Raw genomic sequence first — 14,295 nt, forward strand, 5'->3', positions numbered from 1 at the left:
TGGGCGCGTCGGTGACGAGGTCGAACGCCCGCAGCCACTTGCGGACCGAGGGCTGGTCCGGGGGCTGGTCGGAGGTGACCAGGCCGCCCGCGCACGCGGCCTGCGCCGGGTGGTCGTCCCCACCGCCGCCCTCGACTAGGCCGCGCTCGTCAGCAGCATCGACGTGCTCGGTGCGCGCACTCTGACCGAGATCGCCGCCTTGCTGCGCGGCGACGACACCGCCCTTCAGGCACCAGACCTCCGACGACCTCGACTTCCACGCCGGACTCGGCCGCATCGACGAAGTCCTCCCCCACCTTCCGAACCGGTGCTTCGCCTTCGGCCCGGTCGGTCGGCCGGGCCGGTTCACCCGGGCGGTGGGTCGGGGACGGTCCGGTCGAACTCGGCGGTCACCGCGGGCAGGGTCTCGGGGTGCGCGGCGACCACCGCGTCCAGCGCTTCGGGCCACTCCAGCAGGCCCAGCAGCCGGGCCGCCGGCCGGCCGGTGGCCCGGTACGCGGGGTCTTCCAGCAGCGACCGCCACACCGCAGCCTGCCGCGCCGGCACCGGGATCGCCGCGGCGGTCGTCTCGGCCAGGTCCCGGTCGCCCCGGCGCAGGGCGGCCCCCGCCAACGCCTCCAGGACGTCCGAGCGGTGCCGCGGGTCGGCCATCGCCTCGATCAGGTCGTGCAGGCGCGCGAGCGGAAGGTCTGCGGAAGACGCCGCCAGCGCGCTGATGACGGACACGACGGCCCGGGAGTGCGGCCGCTCGGCGGGGATCGCCTCGGCCAGGTCCAGTGCCCGGTCGACCAGGCCCGCGGTCGCCAGCGCCTTGACCAGGAACCGGTGGGCCTCCACCCGGTGCCGGGTGGTCGTGAGGGTCGATGCCGCGGCCAGCGCGTGGTCGAAGCGCTCGGCGGTGGCCAGCGCGCGGACGACCGACAGCTCCGCCCGCTCACGCCAGGTGGGGTCGTCGAACGAGTGCAGGAGCAGCGTCGCACCGTCGTGATCGCCCACCGCCGCGCCGGCCGCGACCAGGGCGAGCCGGGCGCGCAGGTGGTGCGCGGGCCGCACGACGCCGGGCAGCACGACCCGGGCGCGCATGAGCGTCGACCGCGCGAACCCGGGCCCGCACGTCGCCGCGCCGGCTTCCGCGAGGTCGATCAGGGCGCACACCTTCGCGTACGGGTTGGCCATCTGCCGGATGACCGCCTCGGCCCGCGCGGCCAGGCCCGCGGTGTCGCCGCGCCCCGCCCGCACGGCGGCGGTCAGCAGCCGCGCCCGCCACGACGGGTGCGGCAACGAGTCCGCGAACCTCGCCGCCCGCTCGGCGAAGCCCGGCGCCACCTCCAGCACGGCCGTCAACGCCTCGACGCGCCAGTACCCGCCCGGCAACGCCGCGACGACCTCCTCGACCCGGTCGAACGACCCGGCCCCGGCCAGCTCGCGCACCAACGGCAGCAGCACGCCGATCCGCTCCTGCGGGTCGGCCACCGAACCCGCCAGCCGCTCGACCTCCCGGTGGTCGCCGCGGTGCCGGGCCGCGACCGCCACGAAGCCGATCGCCCTGGCCCGGTCGTCCTCGTCCACCGCCCCGAGGGCCAGCTGCCCGGCCCGCTCCAGCTCCCCCAGCGCGGCGGCGGCCCGGACCAGGCACAGCCCGGCCGCGGAGCGCAGGTCGTCCCGGTCGGCGTCGCGCGCCACGGCCTCCAGGTCGGCGGCCAGCCGCCGCGACGTCCCGGCGTCGCCGTGAGCGGCGTGGGCGAGCACGAGTGCCCGGAGGGCCGTGACCCGGTCGCCGTCGTCGGACGTCGACCGCGCGGCGGTCTCGGCCTCGGCGGCCAGGCGCCGCGCCACGTCGGTCCGCCCGGCGGCCACCGCGGCGTGCCCGATCGCCACCAGCACGCGTGGCCACCGGCCGTGGTGCTCGGTGGCCACCTCCTCGGCGCGCTCCACCTGCCCGAGGTCCGCGAACGCCTCGACCACCTGCTCGACGGCGGTCCCGTCCTGCTCCGGGAGCAGCTCGACGGCCCGCTCCAGGGCGCCGGGTTCCCTGGTCGCGCCGGCGAGCGCGAGGAGGATCTGGAACCGTGTCCGCGGCGCCTTGATGGACGCGATGTGCGCCTCGACCTCCTCGGGCGCCCGGGTCGCGCTCAGCGCCACCACGAAGGACCGGTGGGCGTGGTCGCTCAGCTGCATCGCCTTGGTGCCGCGCTCCACCAGCCGGGTCAGCCGCGCCGCCCGGTCGTGGTCGCCGGCGCGCGCCGCCGCCTGCACGAGCCTGGCCAGCGCGGGGAGCCGGAGTCCGTCGTCCTCGACGGCGGCGCAGAGGTCTTCCGCGCTCGCCAGGTCACCCGCCGCGATCGCCGCCTCGGCCGCCTCGGCGAGCGCGACCTCCCGCAGGCCGGGTGCGGACGGGAACCAGGTCGGCTCGGCGGGCAGGAGCGGTCCACCGGCCGGGCCTGTCGCCTCGCCGCGCCCGGCTCCCGGTGGGGGCGCCTTGACGGCACCGGCCCCCCGCCGCCGGGGCTCGGACAGCGACCACGCGACGCCTCGCGCGATCCGGGCCAGCTCAACCGCCCGGCCCGGGTCGCCCGCCGCTGCGGCGGCCCGCGCCAGGGCCGCCAGCGCGACGATCCGCGCCCGCGCGCCCAGCAGGGCACCGGCCAGCGACTCCGCGCGCTCGGCGTGTCCGGCCGCGACCAGCGCCCGCACCAGGGCGAGCTGCGCCTCGACCCGGTGCTCCGGGCGCGGGATGGCCGCCGCGAGCACCTCGGCCCGGTCCGGGTGCCCGCCGGCCGCCAGCGCGCCCGCCAGGTGCGCGGCCGTCGCCGGGTCCCGCACCGGGTCGGTCAACGCCTCGGCGCGGGCGACGTTGCCCAGGCGCGCCCACAGCGCCGGCAACCGCTCCGGGATGGCCGAACCGCGCTTGATCAGCCGGTCCCGGTGCACGGCGAGCCGCGCCACCGCCGTGACGTCGGGCCGGTCCGCCGCGAGCAGCACGTCCTGCGCGGCACCGATCTCGGTCAGCGCGTCGACGTCGCCGCCGGACAGGTCCAGCACCCGGTCGTGCCGGGCGGCGTCGGTCGCGCAGGCGACCACCCGGGTGGTGTCACCGGTGGCGATCAGGAGCCGGTGGTAGCCGCGCAGCAGGTACTCGGGGGTGTCCGAGGGCCAGCCCAGTGCGCGGTACCGGTCGGCCCAGCCGTGCAGGCGCTCGCGGTAGCCGGAGATCGCCGCCCCACCCAGCCGTTCCTCGGCCGACGCCTGGAGCTCCTCGTGGCCCAGGAGGTAGACCTCCGGGCTCGTGCCCGGCCGCCAGTGGCTGGGCCGGACGTCGAAGCTGCGCCCGGCCACGGTGCGCAACTGCCGGCGCACCTCGTGCTCGCCGCGGCCGGTCAGCTCGGCCAGGTCGCGGCCGCTCAGGCCGCCCGCCGCCGAGACGACCAGGCCCAGCAGGTCCCGGTCGGCCGGGTCGCCGCGCAGCAGGCGGTCCAGCTCCAGTTCCATGTCGTCGCGCAGGACGCGGGCCTGGGCGGACACCGCGAGATCCCGCACGATCCCCGGGTCGCGCAGCGGGTGGTGCGGGCTGAGGTCCACGGGCGGCGGCGGATTCGGCCGGCCCGAGACGACCACCCGCAGCCCGGCGGCGGGGTGCGCGGGCAGCAGGGCCGCGATGCTGTGCGGCCCGGCCGAGCCCCGGTCCTCGTCCAGCCCGTCGACGAGCAGCACCAGCCGCTCCCCGCGCGACCGGCACAGCTCGGCGGCCTCGGCGAGCATGCCGACCAGGTGCGCCTCGCGCGTCGTCTCGGGCAGGAACGTCGGCAGCGGCTCGGCCAGCAGCTCGGCAAGCTGTTCGAGCACGACGTCCACGAACGCGCCGCGGTGGTCCTGGCCCGCCAGGCGCCCGGTCACGAAGAACGACACCACCCGCACGCCGGGTGGCGAGTGCAGCACGAACCAGGACATGAGCGCGGACTTGCCCGCCCACTTCGGTGCCCGCCACCACCGGTAGGCGCTTGCCCCGTCGTCGGGCGCCTGGCAGAACTGCGCCAACTCCGCCAGTTCGGTCTCCCGGCCGACGAGCTCGGCGGGGGCGATCTGGCGCACCTGTTCCCGGTAGCGCGACCGGGCCGCGAACGAACCGCCCACCGACGTGACGTGCACCCCGCCGCGGATGTCCCGGGCCTGCACGACCGGCTGGAACACCGGACCGGTCACGCGGTTGTGGTGCTCGGGCACCGCGTCATTGTCGTGCACGACCCGGCCGGATCACCAGCACATCGGCAGGACGGACAGGAACGTGCTCAGCCGATCGGCGACGACCTCGAACAACAAGCAGGCCAACGGCCCGCTGGCGGCGCTGATCGACCACCGGGGCAAGCCGGAACTGGTCGTGCTCGCCGAGTGGCGCCGGTGGCCGGAGTGCTCCCCGCGGCTCCCTCCTCGCGGCGGCGCGGCAGTGGTGAGGTCGACGCAATTGCCCGGTTAATTGTTTTGACGCCGGTGACCGGGGTTCGACATGATCGCCCCACACGCGAAACGGGAGCGGACATGGTGAACACGGACCGGGGGACGGCCAGGTGCCGTCAGACCGTGCTCACCTATCGCCTCCACGAACCAGGCTCCCCTGTCTGACCTGCACAGAGGTCTTCAGGGAGCCGCCCGTCGGGTAAGCCGACCAGGGCGGTTTTCTTTTTGCCGGGATCGTCCCGGACCACTGCGGAATGCACGTGCATTCGCACGCCACGAATAAGGAGGAACCACCGTGAACAGGAACAGCGGAATCAGCCCGTCCAGACCGGCACCCGCGGACCGCGGCCCGCGCAGGCCACCGACGCGCTTCGGCGGCGACCAGTGGGACGGCAGCAGGTGACGGCAACCGAACCCCGGCCCACACCGGGTGGGCCGGGGTCGGTCGGCTACTGGAAGATCACGTCCGAGCAGAAGTAGTACGACTGGTCGCTGTGGCTGGCCTGCCAGATCGCGTAGACGACGTGGCGGCCGGTGCGGCTGCCCGCGTTCACCGCCACCTGGTAGCTGTTCGCCGGGGCGTAGCGGCCGGTGGTGGCGACCAGGTCGACGTTGTTCCACCCGAGCGCCTGGGTGGTGGGGTCGAAGCCCTGCTTCGTCACGTACACCCGCAGGTAGTCCGCGCCGTGCCTGGCCTGGTCGGTGATGGTGAGCGTGAACTGCCGCGGCTTGGTCACGGCCTTCCACTGGCCCGGGTTGTCCAGGGCCGCGTACCGCATGCCGCCGGTCCGCCCGCCGCTGCACAGCTGGCCGTTGGGGATCGCGCCCTGGTGGTTGCCGGCGACGCCCTCGCGGTAGAGGCCGTTCCAGTTCCACATGGCGTTGGTGTCGGCCTGCCACGCCTGCCAGCACATCGGGTCCTGCTGGGCCATCGACGGGTTCTGGAAGTCGCTGCCCCAGCGCTGCCAGCAGCCGTAGTTGCGCGACGGCGGGTCGGTGGTCGAACCGTGCGCGTCGGCCACGCCGGTCAGCAGGCCCGCCATGAGTCCCGCGACGGCCACGAGCGTCGCGAGGGACCGGGCGAACAGGTTCTTTCTCGCAGGGATGGGCATGAGCGCCACTCTTTCCTCCTCGTTGAGGACGACCATGGGCTGGGAGCGCTCCCAAATCGCACTGTAACGACCCGTGCGCGAGGTTGGGAAGTGTTGGCGGACAACGACTTCCATTCGACGGCGTTCGACGGCCGTGTTCGACCAAAGCCCTCCCGGCGGGGTGCCGGGAGGGCTTCGGCGGACCGCGGTGGGAAGGGTTACAGCAGGGCCGGGTCCACGGCCTCGGCCATCGCCCGGTAGCCCGCGTCGTTGGGGTGCAGGTGGTCGCCGCTGTCGTAGGCGGCCAGCAGCGCGTCCGGGTCGTGCGGGTCGGCCAGTGCCCGGTCGAGGTCGACCACCCCGTCGAACTCGCCGGAGGTCCGCACCCAGGCGTTGACCTCGTCGCGCACCCGCTCGCCGTCCTCGGTGTGGTACATCGCCCCCTTGAACGGCAGCAGCGTGGCGCCGACGACCCGCACGCCCTTCGCGCGCGCCTGGGCGATCAGCTCCCGGTAGCCCTCGATCAGCTGGGCGGAGGTCACCTCGGGGTTCGGGTCCGTGCACTCGGACGCGAAGTGGGGGAACCCGATGTCGTTGATGCCCTCCAGCAGCACCACCGTGCGCACGTCGGGCTGCCCGAGGGCGTCGCGGCCGAACCGCTCGGTCGCCTTCTCGCCGAAGCACGGCGAGTCGTTGAGCACCCGGTTGCCGCCGATGCCCGCGTTGACCACGCCGCGCTTGCCGCGCAACCGCTCGGCCAGCTCGTCCGGGTACCGGTTGTTCGCGTCCACAGTAGACAGCGCACCGTCCGTGATGGAGTCGCCGAACGCCACCACGACGTCCCGGCGCGGCGTGCGGTCCAGCACGTCCACCCCGCTGAGGTAGTACCAGGACTGCGAGGTTTCGGTGAACGCGTCGGCCGCCGCGTCCGCGCGGTGGTCGCCGGACGCCCGGTAGGTCGTGGCCGAGGCGAACGCGTGCCCGGTCGCGGGACCGGTCCTCCCCGCCAGGTACAGGGTGACGGTGACCTGGCCGAGCGCCCGCACCGGCAGCACCGCCGGGTCGCTCGCGATGTCGCCGCCCGCCGGCACGGTGAACGCGCGCGAGCCGCGGAACGTCAGGTGCCGCACCGTTCCCGGCCGCACGGAGGCGCCCCCGGCGGTCTGCGCGACGGTCGCCCCGGTCACCTGCAGCGGTGACGTGCCGTAGGCGTTGGACAGGCGGACGCGCGCCAGGGACCCGCCCTGGCTGACCCGGACCACCTGGCGGACCGTGTGGTCGTCGAACCCGCCCGGCCCCCAGTTCGGCCCGAGGAACGCGGTCGGCGCGTGCGGCGAGGCGGCCCAGGTGGCGGCCCAGCCACCGCCCGGGGCCGCGCCCGCGGCCGGCGCCGACACGATCCCGACAACGGCGGCGAGCAGTGCCGCCCACTTCTTCGTCAAGGTGACCCCCAGTCACTCGGCGGGTGGACCCCGCACCTCCAAGGTAGTCCCGCGCACCACCCCGCGGCCGGGGGTCGGCGAACACCCACCGCTCACCCACAGGGACGTCCTTTTTCCGCACTCGCGGTGATAACCGCAGGTCAGTGGCCAGGAGTCGGAGCAGGGTCCACCACCCGATCCGCTTACCCACCGTTAGACGCGACCACCCCGGGTACCTGACTGGCGCATGGTCACTACTCAAGGAGGTTCCCCATGCGCAACATCACTCGTCTCATCGCCGCGACCTTCGTGTCCGTCCCCCTGGTCATCGGCGCCGCCGGTCTCGCCTCCGCGTCCGCCGAGGACGTCTACTACGAGCACGAGACCTCGGTCGCCACCTCCGAGGGCGCGGGCTCGGAGGGCGTGCTCTCCGGCGTCGAAGACGGTGTGGCGTTCTTCCTGGAACAGGAGTCGTGGGCTGGAGAGGAGGGTGCCTACTCCAGCGAGACGGGTGCCCTGGCCGGCGGTGACACCTGGGGCGACGAGGGCTTCGGCTGGCACGGCTCGTACTACTGGGACAACGAGAACTACGCCGGCGAGGAGGGCGCTTACAGCGAGAGCACCGAGAGCTACGCCGGTGACGAGGACGAGTACGACGAGTACGACGACGACGCCGAGTACGACGAGGACGACGACGAGGGCGATGTCGAGGCCGAGGGCGAGGGCGAAGTGAACGTCGAGGAGTAGGGGACGGTGGCCGTGGACAGCGGCCGACCTACCGCGACGACGCACTGAGGCAGTACCGAGAGCAGTGAGGTCCGCCGCGCACCACGGGTGTGCGGCGGATCGTCGCGTCAGCGGGGCCGCCACACCCCGGTCGTCCCCGGGCTGGTCAGGCGGTCGAAGTCGAGCCTGGCCGGGCGCGTGCCGGCGGCCAGCCGGGACAGGATCGCGTGGTGGCGGCGGGCCAGGTCGGCGATGACCTCGGCCGGCGGGGTGCCGGGGTCCGGGGCGTGGGCGTACCAGTTGCCCAGGACCTCCAGGGCGAGGTCGGTCACCATCACCGCGCCGACCGCGTGCACGGGCTCGTCGCCGGCCAGTCCCGAGTGCAGGGTCAGGTTCCGCGTGGCGTAGAGCGCGTCGAGGACGGTGGTCGTGCGGGCGGTGCGGTCGCGCAGCCCGGCCGCGAGCACCTCGGGGGCGGCCAGCGCGGCACGCCACCGGGCGACCTCGCGGACGGCGAGCGGGTGCAGGAGCGGCAGCAGGTCGTCGAGCGCGGCCCGCGCGGCGACCAGGGGTTCCGGGTCGCGGCCGGGTGGGCGCAGCAGGTCCGTCCAGGTGCCGAGGTCGTGCAGGTGGTGGCGCTCGTCGTGGCGGACGTGCGCGCCGATCACGGCCAGGGCGGCGGTGATGCGGGCCGAGAGCGCCGCGTGCTCCGCGCGGGCCGCGGCCACGTCCGGTTGCCCGACGGGGTGGGCCGGTACCGGGCGGTCCGGGCGGGCGGCCAGGGCGGCGGCGCGGTGGCGCGCGACCCGCTCGGCGGCGGCCACCCGTTGCCGGGACTGCGCCAGGCGCGCGGCGGCGGACTGGCGGACCAGCCGGTAGGCCCCGACGACCTGTTGGCGCAGCGACTGCACGGCCAGCGCCGCGGCCAGCTCGGGCCGCCGGACCAGGCCGCACGCCTCCAGCGCCGACCAGGCCAGCGCGGAGGCCACGGCGGGCGCGCCGGCGGCGACGTGCGCCATCCGCAGGGCCCGCCGCACCTCGTCGGGCAGCTCGCGGCGGGTCAGCGGCCGGGCGACCGGGGTGGAGCGCGCGGGCGGGCGCCACTGCTCGGTGCCGGCCTCGCCGACCCGGTTCACCAGTACGCGCTGGTCCACGACCGGCGAGAACAGGCGGGTGCCCGCGGTGTACTGGTCGAGCAGCTCGACCAGCGCCCGGTGCGCCTTGCGGGCGGCGGCCGGCCGGTCCACCGCCCGCACCTCCAGGCTCACCACGCACACCTCGCCGCCCGCGGGCGCGGTGTCGACGAAGGCGCGCAGCCCCGGTGTCGCCGGGCCCCACCGCAGGGAGCGGGCCGACCGCAGGGGCGCCTGCGCGGCGGTGGGGTCGAACGCGTCCAGCTCGGCCAGCACCCCGGCGCCCCGCACGACCAGCGCGACCCGGTGGGGTGCGGCCTCGGGCCGCAGGGTGCGCCACACCGACCCCGCGTCCCACCGGTCCAGGCGCGCGAGGTCCGACTCGGCGGCCACCGGGTCGCGGTCGAGCACGGCCAGCAGGCACGCCACCTCGTCGGCGACGGCGTCCACCGACCCGTCCGGGTGCTCCCAGACCTCGGCGAAGCGCAGGGCCAGCCGATCGCCCAACCGGGACACCGCGTCGTGCAGCGGCGGGAGCAGCGCCTCACCGTCCCCGGTGGACGCGGCCACGGCGGCGCGCACCCCGCGCACCAGGTCGGCGACGGGGTCGAGCACGTCGCGGCCCCAGGCGGCGGTGCTCGCGCCGAGGCGGCCCAGGACGTTCTCGCACAGCCGGTCCACCAGGTGCTTCTGCGGCTGGCCGGCGACGTGGTGGTGCTCCAGCGCCGCGTGCAGCCGGGGCAGCTCGGTGACCAGCCCGGCCAGCGCGGACGCGTGCCTGCTGTGGATCACGGCCGGTTCGACGCCGCGCAGCACCTCCTGCACCAGGCAGGCCCGCTCGGGGGTCAGGGCGTCCAGCCGCGCCGACAGCAGCGCGCCGAACCCCCGGTACCTCACGCCGCGAACCCTAGCGCCGGTCCTCGCCGCGGTCCCTCAGGTACCGGGTGTGGTCGGTCTGCCGGTCGACGTCCGCCCCGTACACCCGGTCGGCGAGCCGGTGCGCCTCGGCCTCCAGCAGTTCCAGCTGCGCCAGCAGCTCGGCGTCCGGGTCCGTGCCGCCCGCGCCGCGCCGCACCGCGTACCACCGCGGCAGGTTCAGGTACGTCTGCACGGACAGCGGCAGGTCGGTGCGCGCCAGCCGCAGCACGGCGTGCCGCAGGTCCGGGTCGGCGGCCAGGGCGGCGGGCCGGTCGAGCAGGTCGCCGAGCACGGCGGCGATCCGGCGCACGGCCCTGGCGGCGGGCGCGGGCACCCGTGACGCCCGCTCGTCCACCGCGCGCACCAGTCCGTCCACCTCGGAGCGCAGCAGCCCGGCCTCGGCGGTCGGGTCCGCGCGCACCAGGGCCACCTTCTCCGGCGGGGCGAGCAGCGCGCCCACCGCGTACAGGGCGGCGACGACCGCGAGCCACCACGACCCGACGACGCCGGTCACGTGCAGCAGCACGCCGACGAGGCCGGCCAGGCAGCCGACGAGGTTCTTGGTGGAGCCGAGGTAGCGGGTCACTGGTACCCGCGGATCTCGCGGAACACCCCGCCGAGGTCGGTCGCGCGGGCGTCGAACACCGTGCCGCCGGTCAGCGACGCGACCCGGGTCAGCTCGTCGCTGCTGCCCTCGCCGAAGAGCACGGTGAACACCGGCACGCCGCGCAGCTGTTCGGGCAGCGCGGCGAACGACGCCTCGAAGTCGGCGAGGTCGGAGCCGTCGGTGTTCTCGCCGTCGGTCATCAGCACGATCGAGGTGAACCGGTCGGGGTCGGCGGCGACCAGGGGGCCCATCACGCGGTAGGCGTGGGTCAGGCTGTCGTAGATGGCCGTGCCGCCGCCCTCGCGCAGGTCCCGCGCGTACGCCCCGATCTCGGCCAGCACGGCCGTCGTGTCCCCCTCGGGCAGGGTGAACGTGCGCGGTTCGCGGGGAGCCGTGTCGAAGGGCAGCACCGTCACCTCCTCGCGGCTGCGGAAGCGCCGGTAGCGGCCGGTGAGCGAGTCGTCCGCCCCGGTCAGGCCGACCAGCGCGGACCTCAGCGACGCGATGCGGTCGCCCGCCATCGACCCGGACGTGTCGAGCACGTACAGGGTGCGGGAGGGCCGCCGGATCTCGTCGAAGTAGGCGGCGAGGAGCGCGTCGACGGCGCCCTGCTCGGCGGGGAACGGCAGCTCGACCAGGTCGCGCCGGGTGAACTCGGCGGACAGCTCGACGCCGGGCACGACGGGCCTGCGGTGCGTGGTCTCCATGATCCGGCGCTGCGCGTCGGGCGTGCGCAGGTGGTCGGTGAGCCGCCGGTGGGCGTCCCGCGCGTCGTCGTTCGCGTCGGCGAGCAGGGTGAACGGGTAGTCGGCGGTCACCACGCCGTCGACCGGGTGGACGACGGCGAACCGGTCGGGCGACGCGCCGGTCGAGTTCACCGACAGCAGCACGGACTCGTAGTTGATCAGCCCGTCGACCCGCCCGCCGGGGTCCTGGCCGGTCGCGCGGCGCTGGTACGCCTGCCACAGCCACCCCGACGAGCCGGCGGACAGCGCCTGCGCGGAGAAGAACTCCTTGAGGCGGGGCGTGACGGCGGCGATCTGCGCGGCGTCCACCGCGGTGCCCGCGTCCGCGAGGGCGGAGGCGACGCCGACCAGCGCGGAGAACCCCGAGTTGGACGCGGACGGGTCGGTCATGCCGTAGCTGAACGCGCGCCGCCCGGCGGCCTCGGCGATCTCGCCCCAGCCGACCTGCCGGTCGGTCCAGCCCAGCTCGCGGGCCTTGGGCTCGGCCAGCCCGAGGACGACCGGGGAGCTCATCACCTCGACCTGCTCGCCGAGCCGCTTCGCCGCCTCGGGGACGCCGGCCGGGTAGCGGTTGGACGAGAACCACACGGCGTCGTACTTGCCGTCGGCCTCGCCCCGGGCCAGCGCCTCGGTGCCCTCCAGGGTGCCGGTGAACTCGAACTCGACCCTGACGCCGGTCACGGACGCGGCCTGTTCCAGGACGTCCCCCATGTCGGTCAGCTCGCTGCCCGCGAGCACGCGCAGCACACCGGGCTCCGGCGGCCCTATGGGCAGCAGCGGGTTCTCCGGGCCGCGGTCGGTCGTGCTGGTGCACGCCGACAGCAGCAGCACGAGCACGAGCGCGTACGGCGTCCTCATCGGTCCCCCTCGACCAGCGCGGTGTCGTGCGACCGGCGCAGGTGCGCTTCCGCGCGCCGGATCTCCCCCGAGAGCGACTCGACCGTCGCCCCCATCGAGCGCACCGCGTCCAGCCGGTAGCCGTCGACCGCGTCGATCGCGGCGTAGGTCCGGTCGAACGAGGAGCGCAGCGCCTCCACCGCGACGGCCGGGTCGCTGCCCGCCCGGCGGATCTGCGCGGTCTGGAGGTCGAGCAGGTCGGCGTTGGCGCGCAGCAGGCCGTCGGTGGTGGCGCGCACGGCGTCGACCTCGTCCAGCACGTCCCGCTGGTGGGTCAGGGCGCCGCTGATCAGCAGGGCGACCCGCAGCGCGGCGACCGCGGTGGACACCGCCCGCTCGACGCCGCGCACCAGCTCGTCGTTGGTGCGCCGCACCAGGTCCAGCGCGAGGTAGCCCTGCGCGCTCACCGCGAGCTGGGTGAGCAGGTCCTGGTGGCGCTGCCGGATCGGGTGCAGCACGTCGGCGCGCAGCGCCCGCGCCCGCTCGGGGTCGGTCAGGTCGAGCACGTCGGCCTGCCGCTCGACGGCCCGGTCGACCGCCTCGGCGACGGCGGCGGACTCGGCCAGTCGGCCCATGACGGCCCACAGCCGCTCGCGCTCGCCCTTGACGGCGGCGTTGTCGCGGCGCAGCGCGTCCTGCCGGGTGCGCAGCTCCACGACGAGCCGGTTCACCGGTTCGCCCGCCGCGCGGTAGCGGTCCAGGGCGCGCTTGGCCGCGTTCGCGCCCGGGATCAGCCGGACGAGCTTGCGCCCGGTGATCGGCAGCCTGGCCGGGTCCAGCTCGGCGACCGTGCGCCGCAGGTCCGCGAGGCCGGTGGTGGCGTCGGCCTGCGGCGAGCCGTCGCGCAGGGCGCGGGCGGAGCGGTCGAGCATGGCGCCCGCCACGCCGGCCGCCGCGCGCATGTCCGACTCGCCGACGGCGAGCAGCTCGTCCAGCGCGGCGGTGAACGCCGGTGAGCGCGCGTCCAGCGCGCCCAGGCGCTCGGCGAACCCGTCGGCGCGGCGGGCGACGTCGGCGCGGGTGTCGTCGTCGAGGGTGATCAGGCCGGCCGCGCGGTCGGCGGGGACGGGCGGCACCGGCTCGGGCGCGGTGAGCGCGAAGTCGGTCACGACGGCGAGCCGACCGCGTCGAGCAGCCGTTCCAGCACCTCGAACGAGGGCGGTTCGACCACGTCCACCAGGTCGGCGGGCGCCTTGTCGCCGACCGCGCCGGCGAAGTGCGCCGGGTCGGTGGTGCGGAAGCCGAACGCGGCGGCGAGCCCGCCCAGCGCGGCGTCGGTGGACAGCAGCCGGCCGACCTCGTCGCCGCGCTCGTCCAGCGGTACGAGGGTGTGCTTGGAGTACACCGTGGGCGCGAGGTAGAGCAGGCGCATGTCGGGGCGGATCGACCCGTCGCCGCGCAGCACGCGGTCGAGGTACTGCGACTCGTAGACCAGGGCCAGCGGCGCCTTGCCCATGCCCGCGGACAGGTAGTCCTCGAACGGCCCCTCGGTGCTGTTCTGCGTGTAGCCCTGGCCGCGGAACAGGCCGGTGACGAGCGGCAGCACGCGCGCCTCCTGCTCGGGCCCGGTGACGGCGGCGTTGCCGTTGGCCACGAACGCGGCGGCCGACAGGTACATGGCCGCCGAGTTCGACTCGGCCGGGTTGGTGGTGGTGACCAGGACGTTGCGGCGCGCCGGGTAGGCGGTGTTGCCGGGCAGCTGGTCCCAGCGGGTGCCGGCCAGCTCCAGCACCTCCGCGACGTCGAGCACCCGGTAGTCGCCCGGCCCCCGGCGGACCGCGCCCGCGGCCTCCAGGAGCTGCACGACCGGTTCGAAGGACGCCACGGCCATCGGCGACTGGAACGGCGTGTAGGCGGTCGTCGTGCCCCGGTCGCGCTGGATCCTCTGCGCGGCGGGCGAGGACGACGGGAACGCGAACGCGTACTCCCCGAGGTCGACCGAGGTGGCGATCTGGCGGGAGCCGGCGGTGTCGACCTCGACCGACAGCCCGTGCGCGGCGAACCGCTCGACGACCCTGGGGTCGCGGAAGAAGGCGAGCTTCTCCGACCCGATGACGCCCCGGACGGTGGTGAGCCCACCCCGTCCCGCGGCCTCGTCCGGACGATCCCGCAGCACCACCGCGACGACCGCGGCCAGCAGCACCGCGGCCAACCCGATGGACAACCGGCGCTTCACCTGTCGTGCTCCCCACGTGCTCGGCGCGAGTATCTCCCCTCGCGCGACTCTTTTGACGCGCGGAACGGTGGTCCGCGGGCGAACGGTGGGTGAACGCTGGGCGTCGGTCTCCCCCCGGGCGGCACCTG

At 75.5% G+C, this 14,295-nt stretch carries 11 protein-coding genes; 2 read left to right on the forward strand and 9 right to left on the reverse strand.

What is annotated here, in order from left to right:
* A partial coding sequence (locus tag ACR807_RS15740; RefSeq protein ID WP_438922057.1) for a hypothetical protein occupies nt 1-277 on the reverse strand: 277 nt, incomplete at its 3' end.
* Between the two features lie 68 nt (nt 278-345).
* Nucleotides 346-4,221: a hypothetical protein gene (locus ACR807_RS15745; protein WP_438922058.1), complete on the reverse strand. Its 3,876-nt coding sequence runs from the start codon at nt 4,219-4,221 to the stop codon at nt 346-348.
* A gap of 61 nt (nt 4,222-4,282) precedes the next feature.
* Between ACR807_RS15745 and ACR807_RS15750 the strand changes: the two genes are divergently transcribed.
* Nucleotides 4,283-4,471 (forward strand): hypothetical protein, encoded by a 189-nt coding sequence (locus ACR807_RS15750; RefSeq protein ID WP_438922059.1) that lies wholly within the window; start codon nt 4,283-4,285, stop codon nt 4,469-4,471.
* A gap of 430 nt (nt 4,472-4,901) precedes the next feature.
* On the opposite strand, the gene ACR807_RS15755 is transcribed toward ACR807_RS15750, so the two are convergent.
* Both ACR807_RS15755 and ACR807_RS15760 read right to left on the reverse strand, forming a co-directional pair.
* Nucleotides 4,902-5,564: a lytic polysaccharide monooxygenase auxiliary activity family 9 protein gene (locus ACR807_RS15755; RefSeq protein WP_438922060.1), complete on the reverse strand. Its 663-nt coding sequence runs from the start codon at nt 5,562-5,564 to the stop codon at nt 4,902-4,904.
* Between the two features lie 197 nt (nt 5,565-5,761).
* Entirely contained in the window at nt 5,762-6,985 is a 1,224-nt protein-coding gene (locus tag ACR807_RS15760; RefSeq protein ID WP_438922061.1) for an SGNH/GDSL hydrolase family protein, read from the reverse strand.
* A 252-nt stretch (nt 6,986-7,237) separates the two neighbouring features.
* Between ACR807_RS15760 and ACR807_RS15765 the strand changes: the two genes are divergently transcribed.
* Nucleotides 7,238-7,711, forward strand: a complete 474-nt coding sequence (locus ACR807_RS15765) for a hypothetical protein (RefSeq protein ID WP_438922062.1) — start codon at nt 7,238-7,240, stop codon at nt 7,709-7,711.
* A 107-nt stretch (nt 7,712-7,818) separates the two neighbouring features.
* Here the strand turns inward: ACR807_RS15765 and ACR807_RS15770 are convergent, their stop codons facing one another.
* Genes ACR807_RS15770 through ACR807_RS15790 form a run of 5 tightly spaced genes read right to left on the reverse strand, consistent with a single transcriptional unit; the run spans nt 7,819 to nt 14,167 of the window.
* Entirely contained in the window at nt 7,819-9,720 is a 1,902-nt protein-coding gene (locus ACR807_RS15770) for a hypothetical protein (RefSeq protein WP_438922063.1), read from the reverse strand.
* A gap of 10 nt (nt 9,721-9,730) precedes the next feature.
* A complete protein-coding gene (locus tag ACR807_RS15775) occupies nt 9,731-10,327 on the reverse strand; it encodes a hypothetical protein (protein WP_438922064.1) in 597 nt (198 codons plus the stop codon).
* A complete protein-coding gene (locus ACR807_RS15780; RefSeq protein WP_438922065.1) occupies nt 10,324-11,952 on the reverse strand; it encodes a vWA domain-containing protein in 1,629 nt (542 codons plus the stop codon). Before ACR807_RS15780 ends, ACR807_RS15775 begins: the two co-directional genes overlap by 4 nt.
* Nucleotides 11,949-13,100, reverse strand: a complete 1,152-nt coding sequence (locus ACR807_RS15785) for a toxic anion resistance protein (protein ID WP_438922066.1) — start codon at nt 13,098-13,100, stop codon at nt 11,949-11,951. The genes ACR807_RS15780 and ACR807_RS15785 overlap by 4 nt, the downstream gene beginning before the upstream one ends.
* On the reverse strand, nt 13,097-14,167 hold the full coding sequence (locus ACR807_RS15790) for a hypothetical protein (RefSeq protein ID WP_438922067.1): 1,071 nt from the start codon (nt 14,165-14,167) through the stop codon (nt 13,097-13,099). Before ACR807_RS15790 ends, ACR807_RS15785 begins: the two co-directional genes overlap by 4 nt.
* Nucleotides 14,168-14,295: the final 128 nt, after the last annotated feature.

This window comes from Saccharothrix sabaoui, assembly GCF_051756985.1.
Lineage (GTDB): Bacteria > Actinomycetota > Actinomycetes > Mycobacteriales > Pseudonocardiaceae > Actinosynnema.